At 44.6% G+C, this 22,163-nt stretch carries 17 protein-coding genes; 8 read left to right on the top strand and 9 right to left on the bottom strand.

The annotated features are described in order from the left end of the window. The first annotated feature begins 6 nt into the window (after positions 1–6). The 3 genes from ACKU35_RS13320 to ACKU35_RS13310 are packed head-to-tail and all read left to right on the top strand — an operon-like array spanning position 7 to position 2,579. Entirely contained in the window at positions 7–819 is an 813-nt protein-coding gene (locus ACKU35_RS13320; RefSeq protein WP_319759785.1) for an amino acid ABC transporter permease, read from the top strand. A gap of 28 nt (positions 820–847) precedes the next feature. Further along, positions 848–1,681, top strand: a complete 834-nt coding sequence (locus ACKU35_RS13315) for a transporter substrate-binding domain-containing protein (RefSeq protein WP_319759783.1) — start codon at positions 848–850, stop codon at positions 1,679–1,681. A 7-nt stretch (positions 1,682–1,688) separates the two neighbouring features. Next, positions 1,689–2,579, top strand: a complete 891-nt coding sequence (locus ACKU35_RS13310) for an amino acid ABC transporter permease (RefSeq protein WP_319759781.1) — start codon at positions 1,689–1,691, stop codon at positions 2,577–2,579. On the opposite strand, the gene ACKU35_RS13305 is transcribed toward ACKU35_RS13310, so the two are convergent. Next, positions 2,573–3,292, bottom strand: coding sequence for an HD-GYP domain-containing protein (locus ACKU35_RS13305; protein WP_319759779.1), 720 nt, complete (start codon positions 3,290–3,292; stop codon positions 2,573–2,575). The two genes, ACKU35_RS13310 and ACKU35_RS13305, sit on opposite strands and share 7 nt — an antisense overlap. A 292-nt stretch (positions 3,293–3,584) precedes the next feature. Between ACKU35_RS13305 and ACKU35_RS13300 the strand changes: the two genes are divergently transcribed. Beyond that, on the top strand, positions 3,585–6,023 hold the full coding sequence (locus ACKU35_RS13300; RefSeq protein ID WP_319759778.1) for a methyl-accepting chemotaxis protein: 2,439 nt from the start codon (positions 3,585–3,587) through the stop codon (positions 6,021–6,023). An 83-nt stretch (positions 6,024–6,106) separates the two neighbouring features. Here the strand turns inward: ACKU35_RS13300 and ACKU35_RS13295 are convergent, their stop codons facing one another. Further along, positions 6,107–6,751 carry a lysophospholipid acyltransferase family protein gene (locus ACKU35_RS13295; RefSeq protein ID WP_319759776.1) on the bottom strand — a complete coding sequence of 215 codons (645 nt, stop codon included), beginning with the start codon at positions 6,749–6,751 and terminating at the stop codon, positions 6,107–6,109. Between the two features lie 2 nt (positions 6,752–6,753). Next, the gene (locus tag ACKU35_RS13290) at positions 6,754–8,517 is read right to left on the bottom strand and encodes an ABC transporter transmembrane domain-containing protein (protein ID WP_319759774.1); all 1,764 of its coding nucleotides are present in this window, start codon (positions 8,515–8,517) and stop codon (positions 6,754–6,756) included. A 190-nt stretch (positions 8,518–8,707) separates the two neighbouring features. Between ACKU35_RS13290 and yedF the strand changes: the two genes are divergently transcribed. Both yedF and ACKU35_RS13280 read left to right on the top strand, forming a co-directional pair. Then, entirely contained in the window at positions 8,708–9,331 is a 624-nt protein-coding gene (gene yedF / locus ACKU35_RS13285) for a sulfurtransferase-like selenium metabolism protein YedF (protein WP_319759773.1), read from the top strand. 56 nt (positions 9,332–9,387) lie between these two features. Then, entirely contained in the window at positions 9,388–10,143 is a 756-nt protein-coding gene (locus ACKU35_RS13280) for a pseudouridine synthase (RefSeq protein ID WP_319759772.1), read from the top strand. Between the two features lie 79 nt (positions 10,144–10,222). Here ACKU35_RS13280 and lolA read toward each other — a convergent pair whose 3' ends face one another. Continuing rightward, the gene (lolA, locus tag ACKU35_RS13275) at positions 10,223–10,867 is read right to left on the bottom strand and encodes an outer membrane lipoprotein chaperone LolA (RefSeq protein WP_319759770.1); all 645 of its coding nucleotides are present in this window, start codon (positions 10,865–10,867) and stop codon (positions 10,223–10,225) included. Positions 10,868–10,927: 60 nt separating this feature from the next. On the opposite strand from lolA, the gene ACKU35_RS13270 reads away from it, so the two are divergent. Next, entirely contained in the window at positions 10,928–11,395 is a 468-nt protein-coding gene (locus tag ACKU35_RS13270) for an L-2-amino-thiazoline-4-carboxylic acid hydrolase (protein WP_319759768.1), read from the top strand. A gap of 128 nt (positions 11,396–11,523) precedes the next feature. Here the strand turns inward: ACKU35_RS13270 and ACKU35_RS13265 are convergent, their stop codons facing one another. Both ACKU35_RS13265 and ACKU35_RS13260 read right to left on the bottom strand, forming a co-directional pair. Continuing rightward, on the bottom strand, positions 11,524–12,639 hold the full coding sequence (locus tag ACKU35_RS13265; protein ID WP_319759766.1) for a YibE/F family protein: 1,116 nt from the start codon (positions 12,637–12,639) through the stop codon (positions 11,524–11,526). A gap of 76 nt (positions 12,640–12,715) precedes the next feature. Beyond that, positions 12,716–14,269 carry an alkaline phosphatase gene (locus tag ACKU35_RS13260; protein ID WP_319759764.1) on the bottom strand — a complete coding sequence of 518 codons (1,554 nt, stop codon included), beginning with the start codon at positions 14,267–14,269 and terminating at the stop codon, positions 12,716–12,718. A gap of 699 nt (positions 14,270–14,968) precedes the next feature. On the opposite strand from ACKU35_RS13260, the gene ACKU35_RS13255 reads away from it, so the two are divergent. Then, positions 14,969–15,259 (top strand): hypothetical protein, encoded by a 291-nt coding sequence (locus ACKU35_RS13255; RefSeq protein WP_319759762.1) that lies wholly within the window; start codon positions 14,969–14,971, stop codon positions 15,257–15,259. Here the strand turns inward: ACKU35_RS13255 and ACKU35_RS13250 are convergent. From ACKU35_RS13250 to ACKU35_RS13240, 3 genes are all read right to left on the bottom strand, one after another. Continuing rightward, positions 15,256–16,314, bottom strand: coding sequence for a serine hydrolase domain-containing protein (locus ACKU35_RS13250; RefSeq protein WP_319759760.1), 1,059 nt, complete (start codon positions 16,312–16,314; stop codon positions 15,256–15,258). The two genes, ACKU35_RS13255 and ACKU35_RS13250, sit on opposite strands and share 4 nt — an antisense overlap. Before the next feature lie 187 nt (positions 16,315–16,501). Beyond that, entirely contained in the window at positions 16,502–18,955 is a 2,454-nt protein-coding gene (lon, locus tag ACKU35_RS13245) for an endopeptidase La (RefSeq protein WP_319759758.1), read from the bottom strand. Positions 18,956–19,380: 425 nt separating this feature from the next. Then, entirely contained in the window at positions 19,381–22,059 is a 2,679-nt protein-coding gene (locus ACKU35_RS13240; protein ID WP_319759756.1) for an ABC transporter substrate binding protein, read from the bottom strand. Between the last annotated feature and the right edge of the window lie 104 nt (positions 22,060–22,163).

The following is a 22,163-nucleotide window of genomic DNA, read 5'->3' as shown; positions in this document are numbered from 1 at the left end:
GGTATTATGTTTAATACTTACGGCCAGCGAATAACGCCCGAGGATAAAAGAATATTCCTTTTCGACTCCCTGATCTTCTGTGTGATTGTCGGCGGTTTCTGCTATTTTCTATACCGGGGAACTGAATCACTTGGCTATAATTGGCAATGGTTTCAGGTTCCGAAATTTATTTTCTCCATTAATAACGGGGAATTCACCCCCGGCCTTCTGATGCAGGGGTTGGCAGTTACCCTGAAAATTACAGGATTGGCGTTCGTGCTGACCTTTACAATCGGTCTGGGAACCGCCCTGATGCGCCTTTCCAGCTCCTTTGCAGCCAAATGCATTGCCCGCGTCTACCTCGAGATTATCCGTAATACTCCTCTGCTGATCCAACTTTTCTTCATTTATTTTGTCATTGCGCCGATCATAGGCATTAATGGATTCTGGGCTTCAGTCATCGCGCTAAGCCTGTTCGAGGGAGCCTACGCTTCAGAAATTTTCCGGGCCGGGATAACCTCCATCGACCAAGGACAATGGGAAGCGGCCTTCAGTCTTGGCGGAGATAAACGTTTTGCCTACTACAACGTCATCCTGCCACAGGCCGTACCGCGCATCGCTCCGCCGCTGGCAGGCCAGGCCATCGCGCTGGTCAAGGATTCCGCACTGGTCAGTACGGTCGCCATCTACGACTTAACCATGCAAGGACAGTCCATAATTTCCGAAACCTTTTTAACTTTTGAAATATGGTTTACTGTTGCAGCCATATATCTTTCAATCACGCTTTTGCTTTCATGGGCGTTGGATAACGCGGCACGAAAATTCAAAAGCGAATGGTAACAACCGACTAAACATTCCGGAGGAAAAAATGACCTTATGGAAAACCGTCAGCGTGGGCATTACCACTGTGCTCCTTATTATGGGCCTTTCGTCAGCTGTATGGGCTGGAGATGCAAGACAATCTCTTGCAAAGGACAGTGCTCTTGAACAAGTGATTAAACGCAAAAGCCTCAGAGTTGGATTTTCTACTTTCAAGCCATGGGCCATGAAAGATAAAAATGGTAAATTCATTGGTTTTGAAATTGATGTAGCCAAACGTCTTGCCTCGGACATGGGTGTAAAAATCCGTTTTATCCCCACCAAATGGGATGGCATCATCCCTGCTCTGCTGACCGGAAAATTCGATATTATTATCGGCGGCATGGGCATCACCCCAAAACGTAACCTGAAGGTCAATTTTTCCGATCCGTATGAATTCAGCGGCATGTCCATTGTTGCTAACAAAGATGTTGCCGCGGACAAATCATCCCTCGCCGATTTCAATAATGCCAATACCCGCGTTTCCGTACGCCTCGGCACCACAGCGGAAAAGGCAGCGAAAAACTTTCTCACTAAAGCCAAAATACTTAAATTCAATGACGAAGCAGCCTCCATTCAAGAACTGCTTAACGGCAAAGCAGCCTGCCTTGTCGCCTCTAACCCGCTACCGGAGAATCTGGTCAAAAGATATCCCGGTAAACTCTATCTGCCCCTTCAGGCCGATTTTACCAGTGAACCGATCGGTTTTGCAGTACGAAAGGGAGATCCTGATTTCCTGAACTACCTGAACAACTGGATAAGAGTCTGCAATTCCGAAGGCTGGCTCGAAGCACGCTACAATTACTGGTTTAAAACCGATGAATGGAAATCACAGGTAGAATAGTCCTTAAATGTTTGATTCACCCAAAAGAATCTCCTCCCGTGATGCGCTGGTACTGGCCTGCATCATGGGAGGAGTTATTTTAATTTTCCGGCATCTGGCACATGGCCTGAATTATAACTGGAACTGGTCCGTAATACCCGGTTATATCATTCGCTTCGATCCTTCTTCCGGGGACTGGCAGGCGGGGATGCTTACCCGTGGCCTGCTGGTCACACTGCGTCTTTCCATCTGGTCTATTCTGCTGGCCCTGCTGACCGGGACAGTCATGGGAATATGGAGGATCAGCCCTCGCCCTCTACTGCGGATGATTTCCGGTAGTTACGTGGGATTGGTGCGGAACCTTCCTCCGCTGGTGCTGATCTTTATCTTCTACTTTTTTCTCGGCGACCAGATAATGCAGGCCACCGGGATTACCGAGCTGTCATATTCACTGGATGCCAGTAATTCTCCCATAATCTCGATATTGTTCGGCCCCGTGGAACAGCTGCCCGCATTTCTTTCAGGGGTTCTTACCATGGCCCTTTTTGAGGGCGCCTATATCACAGAAATTATACGCGCAGGTATCGAATCAATTGACCGGGAGCAATGGGAAGCTTCAGCAGCCCTTGGCCTCACAAGACGGCAGCAGCTGATCCATATTATTCTACCGCAGGCTTTTTCCAACTCACTGCCGCCTCTTGCAGGACAATTTATTTCGACCATCAAAGACTCGTCAATAGTTTCAGTAATATCTATTCAGGAACTCACTTTTGCCGGTCAGGAATTAATGTCCGCTACATACCGTACTTTTGAAATATGGTCTCTGGTTATTGTAATGTACTTCATCCTTACCTTCCCTTGCTCACTGGCAGTGCGAGAACTTGAGAAAAAATTAAATAACCATAAACGCCATTATTGATTAACTGCTGAAATATGCTGCGCCATTCCAAAACTTTGAGGCTCATAAGATTCTTCACAAGGTTCGTTACCAGCGACAAAATAATCATGGATTTTATCTGAAATTTTCAAGAATTCCGAGACAATAAGTGGATCAAATTGACTGCCGGAGCAGGATTCTATTTCCTCAATGATTCTGCTGAACTCGATTGCGTTCCTGTAAGGACGGTTACTGGCCATGGCGGACAAAGTATCAGCCACCGCTATAACTCTTGCGCCGAACGGAATGTCATCTCCCTTAAGTCCATGCGGATACCCTCCGCCGTCATATCTTTCGTGATGATGTAGAATTATACCTGTGATCCGGTCCAGCCCGGCAACAGAGGCCACAGGTTTAACAATATCCGCTCCAATTGCCGGATGCTGTTTTACTATTTCATATTCTTCCTCAGTCAGCCGGCCCGTTTTCTTCAAAATTGCATCAGGTAAACCTATTTTACCGATATCGTGCAGATGACCGGCTATATGCAGCAATTCACACTCATGCTTGCACAAGCCTAGCTGCACACCCAAAGCCTGTGCGACAACCGCCACCTCTTCAGAATGTGAGCATGTGTAATGATCCTTGGCATCAATCGCATTACCAAGAGATTCTGCAAATTGATGCACAGTCATGCTCGCGACGCTGTTCCAGTTTCCGCTTCTTCTTTTAAAAAAATCTGCTATCTTTCTCATCTTATACCAAATTCCTGTCCGGTTTATTTTTATGAAAACAGGGTGAACAATATTGAAAATGAAAACCACTGTCAACTACCCGAGAAGTTAAAACATTCAAAGAAAAATATGACCTGAAAATTGTAACTCAAAACTAACCAAGGAACGCCCGATACCATTTGAAATAACTGGTATAAAACAATCTAACTACGTGTAATCAAATAAGCTTAACCTAATTGTAACCTTCAGGACATGGTATCATCAATTTATACACATAAGTTCGCCTCAACCAATGCCGAGGAGGAACTTCTGCATGTCTTTAAAATTAAAGCTAATTACTTTCTGCGTTGCCATAGGTCTAATTCCATTGATTCTCATTGGAACTTTGAGCGTGAATATGGCTTCCAGAGCATTATCCGATCAGGCGTTCGGACAACTGGAATCTGTCCGTGATGTTAAAAAGAAAAACCTTAATGACCTTATACATAAATGGTTTCATGAAGTTGAATTATTCTCTAATGTTAAGGAAGTATATAATGCGGTAGGACTGGTGGGTGAATATGCCATGGAATATGCTGTTCCCGGTAAACCCATGGATGTTGACTCTGATGAATATAAAGAACTTCATCAATATGCCTCAGCCCCTTTTACCCCTTTCGTAAAAACGCTTGGCTACGATGATGCTATCCTAATTAATGATTATGGCCGGGTGCTCTACTCCGTTAAAAAAGAAAAGGATCTCGGAGCGGACATAAAAAAAGGTAAATACAAAAACACAAATCTGGGCCGTGCTTTTGCAAAAGCGGTAAAGGGCGAAATCGTCTTCGCGGACTTTGAATCATACGCTCCCATGGGCGGTGTTCCGGTAGCATTTGTATGCGCTCCAGTACGATCTCATGCCGGTGACATTCAGGGAGTTGTTGCCCTGCGCATCCCCCTTGGTGAAATAAACTCAATTATGACCCTGCGTTCCGGTATGGGCGAAACAGGTGAATCGTACCTTGTCGGCCCTGATTTGCTGATGCGTTCAGACTCGGACCTAAATCCGAAATACCGCACGGTAAAAAATTCATTCAGTAATCCCGATAAAGGAAAAGTTGACTCCACAGCAGTCAGGCAGGCTCTTGAAGGTAAGCATAATACCGCCCTGATGAAAGACACAAACGGAATCGAGCAATTAGTAGCCTTCACACATATTGATGTAGGAAATACACGCTGGGCCCTCATCTCGGAGATTCATCAGGATGAAGCCTTCAGCGCCGTGACAAGGCTCAGGAATTTCTCACTTATCATTTCAGTCGTCACTGCCGTTATCGTAATTATCGTCACGCTTCTCTTTCTGCGCAGCTCCATACTCGGGCCGCTGGAACGAATTGAGAATTTCGTCAGTTCAATTGCCAATGGAAACTTTAAAGCATCACTTGAAGGAAAATTCAAAAGTGAGATCAAAAACCTCGCTGACGGCATACAGATCATGGTCGGGGAACTTAAAAATAAGCTTGGCTTTTCACAAGGCATGCTCGACGGAATGACAGTCCCCTGCCTCATATCAGACACCGACGCAAAAATATCTTATCTAAACCACCCCCTATGCGAGCTTATGGAAAGCGGTAAATCATGCGACAACTGGATCGGACGCCCGGTAAAAGAACTTTTGCAGGCGCCTCCCGGTGAAAAAGGGATACTGACCAGTTGTCTTGATGAAAAGAAACCGATCCTAAACGTGGAACGTCGCTGGAAGACCAAAAAAGACAACTTCCGTGATGTCCGCATTGATGCCGCACCGCTCTATGATCTTGATAACGAATTGATCGGGGGATTCGCAATAATCGTCGACCTTAGCGACATGAAAGCGAAAGAAAAACAGATAGGTGAGCAGCACAAGGTAATGGTGGAAATTACCGAGAAGGCCCAATCCATTTCTAAATACCTCACACAAGGCGCATCTGAAATGGAAGAACAGGTTGATCAGGTCAGCTCAAACACAGAAAAACAGTTTGACCGCATTGAATATTCATCCCAAGCCATTACTGAAATGAACCAAACCCTCATGAATTCGGTTACCAATGCGGAAATTGCATCCGATCAGGCCAAACAGACCCGCACACGAGCAGAAGAAGGCATGCAGACCATGACTGAAACCAGCGTGGCGATTGATCAATTACAGACCCTTTCTGATAAGGTGAAAGATAATATGCACCAGCTAGGTGATCGTAGCCAGTCCATCGGCGGAATTATAGGAGTGATAAATGATATCGCAGACCAGACTAACCTGCTGGCCCTGAACGCAGCGATCGAAGCCGCCCGCGCAGGTGAAGCCGGACGCGGTTTCGCGGTTGTAGCGGATGAAGTTCGTAAGCTGGCAGAAAAAACAATGCAGTCCACCAGAGAAGTGGAGAATGCTATCAAGAGCATTCAGAATTCCGCAAAAGAAAATATTGATAATACCGACCAGACTGTGCAAGCAGTGGAACATGCCAGCGAACTTGTAAACAAGTCTGTGAAAGCATTTCAAAAAATATCCGGTATGTCGCTGGACACAGCCACGGAAATTGAAAAAATAGCACAGGCCACGGACCAGCAGTCAGAAGCTCACGATCAGATTCATAAAAGTGTTGAAGACCTCAAAATGCTTGCCGGAGACACAAAAGAGGACATGCAGAAATCCGCAGCCTCCATTACTTCACTGGCCCGCACCGCGCAGGAACTTGAAAAACTAATCGAGCGACTGAGTACCGCAGCCGGAATATAACTTCCTTATGAAAAGCAATAAAAAAAGCCGCCCTGATCCATCAAAGGAACAAGGCGGCTTTTGCTTTATCCGAGTAAGTAATTCTAATCCACAGTCATACTTTTCATAATTATTTCAAGACGGAGAGCCTCTTCAGCCAGTACTGTGTGATCAAGCTTCTTAGCCGAAACGGTAAACGGCTCACCGGCAAGAATCTTACAGGTAGTGAACGGCTTTGGTAATTCAAACCTGTCCCATGATTTTTCATAAACAACAGGAGCGGAAGCATAGGCCCGCATGGGAATTATTGTGGCACCTGTTTTCTGGGCAATAGCCAGAATCCCCGGCTTAATCTTATGTCGCGGCCCCTTGGGTCCATCCATGGTTATAGCCCCGATCTTTCCTTCTTTGCGCATTCCCCGGGCCACCCCGAGCATGGCTTTCATGCCTCCACGGCTGGATGAACCACGCGCAACTTCATATCCGATGCATTCCAGAACTTCGGTTATAAGCTGCCCGTCCTTACTATCGCTGGCCATGGTAACCAGCGGTAGATTCTTCAGGAAACCCAGCCCTATCAGGCTGAAAAGCTCGCTATGCCACAGGGCAAACATCAGTGGTTTTCCCTGCTCACGCAAGCGGATGATAGTGTCATAACCGTCAACATCAAAGCGCAAAGTACGCACCCACCAGCGATACAGAAAAGCTATCTGTGGTGCGAATATGACCGGATCAACCTTCAACTTCATAACTACGAATTATCCTGAAACTGCATATTGTAGAGTTTTGTATAAAGCGGACATTTTTTCAGTAGTTCTTTATGAGTTCCTTTGGATACAATTTCACCTTTTTCCATGACGACAATCATATCAGCGGAAAGAACAGTGGAAAGCCTATGGGCAATCACAATGCTTGTCCGGTCCTTCATAAGATTTTCAAGAGCCATCTGCACGATGCGCTCAGCTTCTGTATCAAGAGCGCTGGTCGCCTCATCGAGAATGAGAAGCGACGGATTCTTGAACAGGGCGCGGGCAATGGTAAGCCTTTGCTTCTGACCGCCGGAAAGCCTTACCCCACGCTCGCCGACCAGGGTCTCATAACCCTCAGGGAGTTTTTCAACAAACTCATGGGCAAAAGCTGTTTTAGCGCATTCCTGCACATTTTCAAGATCGGAACCAAGAGTCACATACGAGATATTATCGCGTACGGAGGCGTTGAAAAGAAACGTTTCCTGCGAAACCATACCTATATTCAAACGCAAAGAATTAAGTGAATATTCGTGGACGGATTTGCCGTTAAGCACGATATCCCCTTGTGCGGCATCATAAAAACGGGGGATAAGATTAACCAGCGTAGTTTTTCCTGATCCGCTGGGACCGACAATTGCCACCTTCTGCCCCGTCTCAACAACGAGATTAATGTTATTGAGAACCGGTTTTTCTGATGAAGAATAGCTGAAGGTCACATTCTTGATTTCAAGTTTTTTAAAATTCGGATCAAGTTCTACTTCACCGCCCTGTTCAGCATTAATACCGGGCGAATCAAGAATCTCAAAAACCCTTTCCGCACCAGCCAGAGCTCGCTGGATAGTATGGTTGGAAGTATTGATTTTCTTGATCGGTTCATAAAGCATCACCAGCGCGGCAATAAACGAGAAGAATGTACCGGGTGTGGAATGACCGTCAATAACCTGTGACCCGCCATACCAGAGAACAAGACCAATGCCGAAGGCTCCGACTATCTCCATAATTCGCGACGAAAGCTCGCTGTTCAAAACGGACTTAATGGCGATGCTGACCAGACGGTTATTTTCTATAGCAAATTTGTCTGTCTCATGCTTTTCATTGGCAAAAGCCTTGATGACCTTCACCCCGCTGAAAGATTCCTGCAGCATGGCATTAATATCCGAAATTTTGCTCTGATTCTTGCGACCGAGCTTACGCAGCTTTTTCCCAAAATAAAAAAATGGAAAAATAGCCAGCGGCAGCACTAACACCGCAAAGAAAGCCAGATATGCATCACGATAAAAGACCAGCCCGATAAGACAGATAATGGTGCATATCTCGCGGATCATCATTATGAATGAAGGCAGACTGGCTCTTATTTCGATAACATCGTTCAAAATGCGGGACATGAGCATGCCCACCTGACTTTCCTCGAAAAAATCCATCGGCAGACAGATAATTTTGCTGAACAAATCGTTCCTGAGTTGCTCAAGCACCAGCAAACCGACACTGTTCATCAAATAACTCTGAAGGAACCGGAATAAACCTTTTATGAGCATAACCATCACAAAGGCGATTGGCACCAGCATTAATGCCTCGCGGTCCTTGTTGATGAAAATATCATCCATGGCAGGCTGGATAAGATACGCGGTGGCAGCTGTTGCCGCAGCAACAACAGCCATAGAAACAAATGAAACAAAAACCTTAAATTTGTAAGGTCCGAAATATGAAAGACATCTCTTAACAAGATGCTTATTTTTCAGATAGCTATATTTTTCGCCTTTGGGCAAATTTGACTCCTTGATGATTGCTAAATACTGACAGCGCTCTTTCCTTACTTCTCATTTCCATCAATCGCAAGTGTCTATTCTACAATGATAGTTTTTTTCTATAGCCCAACCTAAAAACAATCAAATTAATCGATTTGACCACAAAACGCATACTGTTATTTTAAAATTATTAAAAAAGGAGACCTAAAAAATGTCAATAAAAATAGATTGTAAAGGATTGCCCTGTCCGCAGCCTGTGCTCAAATGTAAGAATGCTATCGAATCCGAGAATCCCGCCAAGATCAAAATTATCGTGGATAATGAAGCGGCGAAAGAAAATGTATCCCGTTTCATGGGTACTAAGGGTTACGAAGTAAGTGTCAAAGATAAGGATGGAACCTTTGTCGTGAAAGGCAAAAAAGATGTCACCGACGTCACTTCTGCGCAGGAATGCGAAGTGTGTAACGTCATGAGTGATGAAGAAATCGCAGAAGTCGGAAGCAAAACCCTAGTTTTTCTGAATAGTGAATTTCTCGGAAGCGGTGATGATAAGCTGGGCGCCGGGCTTATGTTTAATTTCATCTCCACCCTGCCAGAGCTGGGCGACTCTCTCTGGAGAATCATAATGGTCAACAGCGCGGTAAAACTCGCCACCGAAGACAGTAAGTGCCTTGAAAAACTTCAGGAACTTGAGAAGTCCGGCGTATCAATACTCGTTTGCGGAACCTGTCTGGATCATTTTAAACTGCTCGATAAAAAACAGGTCGGTGAAACCACTAATATGCTTGATGTGGTTACCAGCATGCAGCTTGCCACCAAAGTCATTAAAGCTTAAGAAGGTGCCTCAAGGGGCTCTACCCTTCAAGTGTACCTATAACTTTTGACAGGCATATGACCGAAAAATCAACAATCAGATTGAATAAATATATAGCATCTGCCGGGCTGGCTTCCCGCCGCGGAGCTGATGAACTTGTCCAGAGAGGCAAGGTGAAAATCAACGGACAACTTGCGGATTCACCCGGCATTCAAGTTGATCCGGAAAATGACCATGTGGAAGTCAATGGCCAACTGGTTCAGCACGACAAAAAATCCAAAGATCTTTACATCATGCTGCACAAAACCATTGAAACCGTGACCACGGCCAAAGATCCCCAGGGCCGCAAGACCGTGATGGATCTGCTGCCACCTGAAATAGTGAGCCGCAGGGTTTTTCCAGTAGGCCGGCTCGATTTCTATTCCGAAGGTCTGCTTCTCCTGACAACGGATGGTGAACTCTGTAATCGTATGACGCATCCTAAATGGCACCTGCCGAAAATATATCATGTGACCATACGCGGAAAGCTTTCGGACAAAGAGATTTCCATAATGGAAAACGGTATGTTCCTCGATGATAAGGACGAACTGCTGGCACCGGTAAAGATAAAAACCGTCTCTGAAGTGGGTGAAACCACTAAATACGAAATGGAACTGCGCCAAGGAATCAACCGCCAGATCAGGCGTATGTTCGGAGAATATAAAAAGACTATACTGCGTCTTAAAAGAATCCGGCAGGGTCGAATTGAACTGGGCAAGCTTAAGCCCGGAACATGGCGGGAATTAAGCGAAAAAGAATTAAGTCTGCTGAAAAAAGATTTAAAAATTAATTAAAAAAAGGGCCGGATTTAATGATCAAATCCGGCCCTTTTTCATAGAAGTCGCCCCGGCCGAAAGGCTGCGGGAACACTCCCTAATTGTTTTTAGTATTATCTTCCACATCCACGCCTTCAGGCGGAGTGAACTGAAACTGTGCTTCATTCACTTCAGGATCAATCTGAATATTACTCATGGAAACCTCATTGCCATTTCCATAAAAATCGACAACCAGAACCTTCTGCATCATCTTTTTCACCGGATCAACCCAGACATAAGCCAACACCATGCCTGTTTCGGGTTCGATTGGGAGCAGCTTTAGCTTGATAAGCCCGTTATCATCTCCCTGATTTTCAACCACAAAATCCTCTTCGAGCTTGGCCTGCCCGGAAATGAATTTGATCATGGTTTTGGAATTAAAAAGCTGTTTGGTTCGGTATTTCAGCACCAATTGATCTTCAGGGAAATAGTCCCAGACAATGGAATCGCCGACTATAAGCAGTTCCTGCTCCGGCTTAACGGATTCCCAACGCAACAGAGATGGCTGCTTAAAAATAATTTTACCGGAACGAAGGTCCCGTTCTTTGCTTGCGGCATTGGTCAAAGTCTGGGTAAAATCGGCACTGAACGTTTTAATAGAATCGTATGATTTCTGAATCTCGGTGGTCAGCTCATCTGCAGCCGCAACAGAGCCGCACAAAAAAACAGCCGAGATAACAAGTATTAAAATCCTGAATCGCATTATTCTCCTCGTGAATTCGGGTTCATCTACAAAACAGTCTTTAACTCTTTTGGATTAATTATGAAAGTACAACCTGTATCACAAATTTCCCGGCGCCTCATCGAAGCGGAACTTTATGGCGAGCTTTACGCCACAATGACCGATCAATTCGGTCAGGAAAAGGCTTTACAGATCATAACTGAAAACCTGCAGAGATCAGCCCTTAAAGCTGGTCGGGCTTTCGCCGCAAAGGTTGATGATCCCAACCTTGAGCATTTCTCAACAGTAGTAGAAATGTGGAAAACAGAAAACGCCATCGAAGTTGCAGATATTTCCATCAACGAGAACGAATTGACCATAAAAGTAGTCCGCTGTCGTTATCAGGAATCATATCGCGCAATGGGGTTACCCGAAGAATTGTGCACTCTGTTATCCTGCTCACGAGACGAACCGTTCGCCAAAGGATACAGCGAGCACCTGAGCATGGTCCGTGAAACAACTCTCGCACAAGGCGGAGAATGCTGCCCTTTTAAATTTATCTGGAGCTAGCCTCCCCTTGCCGCCATCCCTTTCAAAGCCTCTATTTAGCTTCGCATGTAACTCTTAATAAGACCACAAAATTAAAACAGCCGCAATATCACGAAAGATATCCTGAATATTGCGGCTGTTTTTTAATCTTATTTTTTGCCAACTCTGTACAAGATGAATCCCGCCAGCATCGCCGTTATCGGCGCCACCATAACCAGCCCGACACTACCGACCAAAGTACGGAAAATCTCCGCGGCCACAAGTTTAAAATTCAGCATGCGGGTAAATGAAGTTTCTTTGGTAACGAAAACCATAAGCATGGTCAGGTAACCGCCTGAATAAGCAAGGAGCAGAGTTGTGGTCATAGTTCCGGTGACCATGCGACCTACATTGAAACCGGACCGAATGAGTTCCCTGCGAGATATGTCCGGCTTTTTATCGAGCACCTCATTCATGGATGCGGCGACATCCATTGCTATATCCATTGCCGCACCGGATGCTCCGAGAATAACCGAGGAATAGAAAATATCGAGCATATCGAGATTGTAGTGACCTGAAAATATCAGCAGGGTCGCAAACGGGGCTGTCATGCCTGCCAGCTTGAGCTTTTCTCCGAAAAACAGAGTCAGGGTCAGCGCGAGCAGCAGACCGCAGAGAGTGCCAAGCGTAGCCACTGCCGTTACCCGTGAGAATCCGGCGACAGAAGTAATGATCACCACGGTGAGCAAAGTAAGGGTAATTACGGTCAAAAGGATGGGGTTACCACCGCCGAGCAGCCCCGGAATAAGGAATTTCCAGATAATGTAAAAACTGGTGATGAAGCTGAATAATGCCTTCAGGCCGATAGCCTTGGCATATATCAGCAAAATAACGACAAAAATTCCGAACAAAGCCAGTTCCCAGCCCTGACGATATTGATTGACTGCCCGTGCTTCAACGGGTTTTCCGTCAACTATGCGTACGGCCATGAGAATTGTATCGCCGGGATGAAAAATTTCATCGATATCCGGTTGTCCTGAAAGCTGGTTGACTCCGATAACAGTCTGTCCCTTTGCCTCCCCTTCCTGCAGGATAGCCGTAACATGCTGGCCTCCGATGCGGGCCGTCCCCATCTCCACAAGGGCTTCATTATTTACTGCGGTAACAGTCGCCCGCAATTCGTGAGTTCCGGCCTTAAGGTCAGGGCCGTTGTTCTCATATTGCAAGACGGCGAGAATACCTGCAATCATCAGGATAAAAAATAAAGTTGATGCGAACCTTTTCATGGTTACCTCATAAGATGGAAAGAGGCCCCCGCGCAAACGGGGACCTCATCAAGACAAATTCCAACTTCAAATACAATTATTTGTTGTAAGGAATCTTAGAGTATTTTTTCTGAGGACCAAAGGTCTTACCCAACAGAGCTTTGGAATCGGTATGCTTGATGTCAGAAAGTTTAACTTCCATAATTTCAGCAATGCGATTTGGAATATCGGTGTTGTCGATAAAGCCGTTGAACTTTTCAGATCCTACACCAATAGAAGTTGCAGGAATAAAAGTTCCGGTATGCACAAAAGAAGTCCAGGAGATGCGGGCTCTCTGGGACACAAGATCAGTTACGGCCACCATGGTTGGTGTGTAGGAATAACCGTAGCTTACTTTCTTCTCTTCAGGCAGATTCTGGTTTTTGTCCTGAACATCCATGGCATCGGCAAGAACCTTATTTTCAGATTCAGTGCGATCAGTCAGGCCCCACTCTTTTTCAACGTAAGCGATAAAGGAAGCATGGCGTGTTTTAAGATCGGATACCTTTTGGGCGAGCTTGTTATAATATTTGTTCAGATTGTCTTCAGCAGAAACACGAACATTTTCAAGAGATTTCAGCTTAAGAAAATAACCCTTGGAGTCCATGGAGATTCCGAGTCCTACTCCACCTGTTTCGTGGTCGGCGGCAGTAACAATCAGAGTTTCTTCAGGATGTTTTTTGTAAAAGTCGTATGCGATTTTTACAGCTTCATCCATGGCCAGAGTATCCAGAATAGTAGATGCCGCATCATGAGCGTGAGCAGCATGGTCGATGCGACCGCCTTCAACCATCAGGAAGAAGGGCTTTTCCTGTGCGGAAAGGGATTCTACGGCTTTTCCGGTCAGTTCACTGAGTGAGGGCAGCTTGTTTACGGTCAATTTGCTGTTACGACGCTCAACTTCGTAGGGAAGGTGGCTGTAGGTCAATGCGGCAAAAACTTTTTCACCTTTTTTGGGTTTATAAGCGCGGAAAGCATCACGTGTGGAATCCCCAACAAAGGTTTTGTAGCCCTGATCCGCAAACATTTTAACAACATCCACGTCATCTTTACGCTTGGACTTCAGACCCTGCGCGTTGTTTTTGGCAACGAAATAGCGATATCCGCCGCCCGCGAAGAAATCATATCCTGAATCCGCCTGATCAACTGCAATAGCATTAGCGGCATTGCGGTCAGTGTTATGGGCAGAAAATGCGGCAGGAGTCGCATGGGTAAGGCGGGTGGTTGTTACGATGCCTACTGCATACCCCTTGTCTTTTGCTGCTTCGGCAATGGATTTAATATCGGTACCGTCAGGCAATTTACCGAGATAACCGTTGGTTGTCTTATACCCGCAAGCCAGAGCGGTGCCGCCTGCAGCTGAGTCGGTAATCAGAGTGTTATCCGAATAAGTAGTTACCAATGCTGACTGAGGGAAAGTATTCATCACCAGATGAGCTTCTGCATCTTTTTTTTCCATTTTATTGTACAGTTCCGCAGCCATACGCTGGCTGGGTCCGAGACCGTCACCGATAAAGTAAAATACATACTTCGGCGCAGCCGCAAAAGCCGTAACGGCAATCATTGCCAGACAAACGGCGAGAATCAATGGGCGAATAATTTTTTTAACCATTTTCACATTCCTCAACTTTAAAATTTAATCCCGTTACCGGATAACCCCGGTCACTAAGATTATAACGTAAACTCCGCAAATGCCCGGTACACCTCTACACCGGACTGCTGTAAAGTTCACAATGCAACATCTTGTACAGGACTCTCGGAAATACCGGCAGGATCAAGCCGCATTAATGATATCCTCCCGTCCTCGACGAGGAACATCCCAGACCTGTAACTCAACACGTTACCTCTGCAAATTACAAAAGGTTTAGATACCTTAGATTGATTTCAATCGTTGTCAATCCGGTTTTGTCAGACAATAACGAGAATAAATCGTAACACAATTGTAACAATTTGAAATTATATTCGAAAATTTGAGATAAAGAAGATCAAAATTTTCTTCAAAATTTTCACATTTTAACAAAAAGTTCTTCAGTAACGAATATGTGTGAAATTAAATCTCATCATAGTTCATATAAAATTCAATTATGAACCAGTCCGGTCAGCTTTTCTTATCGGCTGAGACGGGTATTTTTGTCCTGCTTTAATATAAACTTTAAACTAATAATCGATTATTTTTCCGGTCTGCATACAACATTTAAAATTTCAATTACGCCATCCAATTGAATTATTGGCATTACAATTCACTGGCCCGTATTTTGTATAATTATATACCAAGGGAGTAAAAGACTACACAACAACGGGAAGGTGGAATATGTGGAAAAAAATAGTAATCACAGCCGCACTGCTCTTTTGGGGGCTTACAAATGCATATGCCGCTGATTTCGGCTACAAATCCGCTAGAGAACAACTGGACACGGAAACAATTATCACCACTGAAAATGAAACATCATTAAGTGCTATTTTAAACGGTTTGCACATTAATGATTCAGTTAAGACAAATTTGATTTTCGGGCTGGATGATGATCACTATGATAATCTTGACGGGCCGAACGATCCACCGAAAACTACAGGTCTGGGGCTGGGATTCAGCTTTAGTTTTTAACGATTACTGAATAAGGCTGAATTCTTCACCACATGCCAGAATACAGATTCTGCAGTTGCCGTGTTCCCTCCCCCTTTTGCCTGACCGTTGGTTAAGATAACAATGTAATATCCTTTATATCTATATGCCACAGCTGAATAAATTCCAGCAAAATTTCCATTATGCCCCACTGCGCTATACCTATTCATAACACCCAGCCCGTATGAGATACGATCGTAATTAACCGGCAAAAACGTCATCTGTTCAGCCAAGAGTTTTTCAGAAATTCCATAGCCGGTTAGATACGCCTTAATCCAGTTCAGCAGGTCCGAAGCATTGGAAATACCGTTGCCGGAACACCATGCCCACGAAGGATTAATCATTAAACTCAAATTCTTAATCACACCTGTCTTGGGATTAAAATCATATCCTCTTGCATAAGGCTCTGGGATATTGGCACTCTTAACCGGAAAGGAGGTTGAATTTAATTTAAGAGGCTTCAATATTCGCTCGAAAACCTGATTTTCAAAACTATCGCCTGTCACTTTCTCGATAATCTTTCCGAGCAGCACATAGTTGGAATTATTATATTTAAATTTTTTACCCGGACCATGATGCCCGGGCTTTCCGAATTTCAATAATTTTTCTGGCTCCCAATGCATCCAGGGTCTTTCCCTGAACAGCTTCAAAAATTTCCTGTCGGTGGTGAAATCTCCCAGATTACTTCTCATCTGCAACAAATGGCGGATTGTGACATGATTATCTTTCGTAATGACCTGCGGAAGTATTTTATGAACTTCAGTATCAAGATTAGTTCTGCCTTCCTGAACGAGCATAAGAGTAAGTGAAGCGACAAATGTCTTGGTCAAGCTTCCGATGCGAAACTTTAAATTCCTGCTCATGGGCATAGGACTCCCGAATCTGCGTACTCCTGCCCTGTAATTCCAGATCATTCCTTCAGGAGTTTCCACAACCATTACCGCTCCGGGAATCTTCAATTCATAAATGGCCTCGTTAAGTATTTTATTGAGATCATTGCGCCCGGAGGCGCTGGAACTGATATAACCGATTAACACCAATAAAAAGACCAGAACAACCTTTGCTCCCTGGCCTAATTTTTTTACACAAAAAAAATTCCCATATATTCTATAAATACTCCCCATACCAAACGATAACACAAATCACCCTTGTATAAAATAAACCAAAAAAAAGGATGCCCCCAAACGGGGCATCCTTACAAGATAATTTAATCATTAAGGCGACTTAATGCGGCTGAGTCTGATATTCTTCCTTAATCAGGTTAAGGGCGATAGGGGTAATGCTATCCCTGCCACGGAACAATTCTTCGGCAGTAAGACTATCCAGAGCACAGCTGAGCACTTCATCCATATTCTCAACCGGGATAATTTCGAGATCCTTCAGGATAGCATCGGGTACTTCCTTAAGATCTTTCTTATTATCAATGGGTATGAGAACGGTCTTAGAGAGTCCTCTGTGAGCCGCAAGCAGCTTTTCCCTAAGTCCACCGATGGGCAGAACACGTCCGCGCAAGGTAATTTCTCCGGTCATGGCCAGATCATGGCGAACCGGAACATTAAGGAATGCGGAGACTATAGCGGTACACAATGTGATCCCTGCAGAAGGACCATCCTTGGGGGTGGCTCCTTCGGGCACATGGACATGTATATCGATCTTCTCATGAAAATCCGGTTTCAAACCGAACAAATCGGAACGGGACCGGATATATGAGAGTGCCGCCTGTGCTGACTCCTGCATAACGTCACCCAGCTTACCGGTAATAACAACCTTGCCTTTACCGGGCATGAGCACGACTTCGACCATAAGCATTTCGCCGCCTACCTGAGTGTATGCCAGACCGGTGGAAACGCCCACAAGAGACTTTTCTTCACTTGATCCATGACGGAACTTATGCACACCGAGAATCTTGCTTATATTGGCAGTTGTCACATGCATACTTTTCTCTCTGTCCTCGGACTCAACAATCTGCATGGCGGTCTTTCTACAGACCTTTGCCAGTTCGCGTTCAAGGTTACGAACGCCGGCTTCGCGTGTGTAGGTACGGATAATCTCGGTCATGGCATTATCGGAAACCGCGAGGTTATCCTCATTCAATCCATGCTCCTTAATCTGCTTCGGAAGCAGAAAATCCTTGGCAATATGCACTTTCTCGGTTTCGAGATAACCGGGAAGCTGAATAATCTCCATTCTGTCCTGCAAAGGCAGTGGGATGGAATGCAGATCATTTGCAGTGGTAATAAAGAATACCTTTGAGAGATCGTAATCAAGATCAAGATAATGATCATTGAAAGTGCCGTTCTGCTCAGGATCAAGAACTTCAAGGAGAGCCGCAGAAGGATCCCCCCTGAAGTCGGTACTCATCTTATCCACTTCATCAAGACAGATGACCGGGTTACTGTATTCGCAGCGTCTCAGTGACTGGATAATCTTACCCGGCAGCGCGCCTACATAGGTACGGCGGTGGCCGCGAATTTCGGCTTCATCACGAACTCCGCCTAAAGAGAGGCGCACGAATTCGCGATCCATGGCCCTTGCGATTGAACGGGCAATGGAAGTTTTACCTACTCCGGGAGGGCCCGCAAAACAAAGAATGGGGCCTTTTATTGTTTCCACCAGAGCCTGTACGGCCATATACTCAAGGATGCGCTCCTTGGGCTTTTCAAGGCCGTAATGGTCTTCATCCAGAATTTTACGAGCTTCGGCTATGTTGAGCTTATTCTTTTTGTAGCTATTCCACGGAAGCTCCATAATCCAGTCCACATAATTGCGGACAACAGTATATTCAGCGGACGAAGGAGCCATCTGACGCAATTTCTTAATTTCCTTGCGTACTCTTTCCTTGGATTCATCGTCCATGTTCTTTGCTTCGAGCTGCTCTTCAAGATCATGAGCTTCCGCCTGAGGGTCATCCTCACGGCCCATTTCTTTATTAATGGCCTTGAGCTGCTCATTGAGATAGTACTCACGCTGGTTCTTTTCCATCTGCCCTTTAACACGGTTTTTAACCCGTTTTTCAATGGACACGATTTCAATTTCGCCAAGCAGCAATTCATAAACAGCTTCCAGTCTTTCAATGGGATCAACCATTTCGAGAATGGACTGTTTTTTGAGGAATTCTACTTTAAGGTGCGGCATGATGGAATCGGCGAGTCTGCCTGATTCGCGAACAGTGGAAATGGCCAGAATAGTTTCCGGAGCAATTTTCTTGTTCACTTTGCCAAATTTTTCAAGGGCTTCATGAACGGAACGAACCAGAGCTTCTGTGGTGTGTTCCTCGGCTGGCAGGTCTTCCACCTTTTCAAAAGTCACAAGGGGAAAATTCTCGCCGAAAACAACATCATCAGACTCAGGATTCCAACGCGCACGGTGAATCCCTTCAAAGAGCACCTTTATAGTGCCGTCAGGAAGTCTGAGCATCTGCAGAATTTTGCTGACAGTTCCGACACGGAAAAGATCTTCCGGCTCAGGCTTTTCCTTTTCGGGAAACTCCTGAGTGACCAGAAAAATTTTCTTATCGTAATCGGCAATTGCTTCTTCAATAGCTTTAATGGAAGACTCACGGCCGACAAAAAGCGGCACTATGGAACGCGGGAACATAACAACTTCCCGCAGGGACATCATTGGTAAAATATTTTGTTCAGTGGATGCATTGCCACCTTCATAAACTGTGGACGACATTTATCCTCCTGTCTTTAACCCGGAAACGTCTATTAACCAATCGAGAACAAACAATACGTCCGTTCACAGGCTGGACACCAAATCAGGTAAAAAAGTTATGTTGAATGTCAGTTAAATAATTAACAAGACGAATAATTTTCAAGCTTAACGGGTACCGGGATTCTTTGCTTCTCTCCAGCAGCGATATCCCTTTCTCACAAAAGCAAAAAGGGATGTACCGATAACCCTATAGAAATATGAAATAATACCTGCTTTCGTTTTGTCAAACTGCAAACCGCTATTAATTACATTATTTATATTGCAAAACATTCATGCCCAGAGCGGCTGTTGATTCTATGCCCTCTAAACAACCCATATCTCTATCGGCACAAAATTAATTTTTTTTAGTCATGAGCAACGAAAGAAGTGAGCTTCTTGACCATAAATCAGGCAGGACGAATCTCCCCAACAGGCAGGGAAATAATAAACTTGGTCCAGCTACCCGGAGCAGAAAATACTTCCAGCTTACCTTTATGCAGATCAGTTATAATAAAATATGACACAGCCAATCCAAGCCCGGTTCCTTCTCCAACTCTTTTGGTGGTATAAAAAGGTTCAAAAATACGCTTTTTAACTTCCTCATCAATACCCTGACCGTTATCCTCAATTTCTACTGTGACATAACCTTTGCTTGAGTATGTTCTAAGTACAAATCGCGGTCCACCAGACTCGTACTCCTTAGTATTCATGGACTGGGCACTGTTTTTTAAAAGATTCAGAAAAACCTGCTGAATCTCGCTGCCTTCACATAATACATTTGGTACCTCCTCCGTATACTCCCGAACAATTTCAATCTTCTTAAAATCGAATTTGGTCGAAAAATCGTACTCGTTGCTGGCAAGATCAATTGTCTTTTCAAGCAGCTCCGCGAGATCGTACTCGTTAAAATTATCCACACTTTTACGACTGAAGCTAAGCATATTGCTGACAATATCGCCCGCGCGAACAACAGCGGATGTGATGGAATCGAGAATCTTCACAACATCCCTTTCTTCGAGGTAACCGCGCATTGCATCAATATCGATATTCATTCTTTCAGCTACAGCATAATTAGACTTCAAATCGCCAAAGATACGTCTTTTGATGTTCTGGGTGCCCTGGGCGATAGCTCCCAACGGATTATTGATTTCATGCGCCATTCCAGCAGCCAGCCCGCCTACGGAAAGCATCTTTTCATTTTGAACAAGCATATCCTCCAGCCGGACCCTCTCTGTAACATCCTCAATTTGAACTACAGCCCCCTGCCGCTCTTCGGCAAACATGGGATAAATCCGAATATCTTCATAAAAAATGGAGCCGTTATTATTATATGCAACACGAGGACTCTCCCATACTTCATTAGTATGCAGGGCCCTCCCTACCTGAGGTTTGTACTCGGTGAGGAACGGAAAAACTTCCTCTACCCTCTGGCCGAGCACCTGATTATCAACAACTCCGGCTATCTCTGAAGCTTTTCTGTTCCAGTATGTAATCTGCCCGTCACCATTAAGACCTACAAGAATAAAAGGTAAGGAATCAATGATACTTTTCAAGTGGTTACGCAGTTGTCTGATTTCTTCAACGGAATTCTTTAGTTCAGTGATATCCGTATGGGTGCCGATCATTCTCAGCGCCAACCCATTTTCATCCCTTTCAACCGCATTCCCTCTGCCCAAAATCCAGATCCAGCGGCCATCTTTGGCAAGCATGCGGAATTCAACTTCAAAATTCTCTACTTCATTCTCAATACATCTTCTATTTTCCCGCAGAGCTCTTTCCTTGTCATCTTCATGAATCAAATCATTCCAGGTTGTCACATGCTCGGGGAATTCATCCTCTCCATACCCGAGTATAGCTTTGTACCCGGGGCTGTAATAAACTTCATTGGTTGAAATATTCCAATCCCAGATTCCGTCTTTATTCGCGGCCATGGCGAGAGCAAATCTCTCACGGCTTTCGCGGACAAGCTCCTGAATTTTACGCAATTTTATATATGCAAGGGACAGGGCTATCGAAAAAACGAAAAGAACAGCGATAATAAAAAATCCGACAACGATTGCTGTTTTGTGTGTTGTCCAAAAGGTCTCATTCTCATTGAGAATGAGACTATACGGCGGCAAAGAAGCATCACTGATATTGAAACGGTCCAGAATTGTACGGTCAAAAATAAGTTTATTGGCATCAACGCCTTCTACAACCGGGATATCTTTCACCGGCTTTCCGTTCATAATATCAAGAGCTATGCGGCCTGCGATTGCCCCTTGTTCATAATGGGAAATAATCTTGCCTCCGATAATCCCATCGCCAAGCCCATGCTCGTAAAGATGAAAGACAGGTCGCTTACATTGCTGCACAATTACCTGAAGACCATCCGCAAAGCTTTTTGCAATGCCTGATTTATCCCTGTATGCAGATAGAAGCAGAACAGCGCTGTCTTCAGGAAGAACAGCCAAAGTCTCTCCCAGTTTTTTCCAACTGATTTTTTCCAACGAAATCACATTTAATTCAAGAGCGGGAAAATCGTGCATCTTTTGCCGCAAAAGCTTTAGGTCTCCCTGTCCGCTCGGCGTGGAATCCACTATGGAATATATTTTTGTAACATCGGGAAATAAATCAGTGATGGCCTTGATTGTCCCTGTCATGGAGACAGCTTCTATAACCCCGGTGAATCTGTCACTCTTATTCATGGAACGGGCTTTATCCTGATTATTAACACCACAAAAAACAACAGGGATGCCGGGAAATAGCTCTTGCTGATTTTCAATAGCAAAATTCAAGGCATTATCATCTGAAGTGATAATAACATCATAATCATCCAAGGCTTCAAGCTTCACCTTAAGCATATTTTTAAAAGCATTTAAGTTCTGCTCGTTCATGAACCGTTTGGAATCCATGAATTCAACGTCGAGATGGACTCCTGCCGGGCTCAAAGCAGATTTAATACCTTCAATTTGCTTAAAAAAAGTTGGGAAACCGGGATGATAAGAACTAATGAGAAGAACTCTGCGTTCCGCTGCCAGAACGGCAACAGAAAAGAAAATCAACAACGATATTACAAACAAGGTAACAATACTAATTTTTTTCATATAGGAACCGGGGTAAACTGCTGTAGAATAATTAAAAATTAATTAATTTAGTCAATGTATTTAATACGTCATTAATCATTTTTTGCCAATCCCTTTGATAAAGT

The organism is Maridesulfovibrio sp., assembly GCF_963676065.1.
In the GTDB taxonomy this organism is placed as follows: domain Bacteria; phylum Desulfobacterota; class Desulfovibrionia; order Desulfovibrionales; family Desulfovibrionaceae; genus Maridesulfovibrio.
The sequence above is the reverse complement of the archived record's forward strand: the minus strand, read 5'-3'. Positions and strand labels throughout refer to the sequence as shown.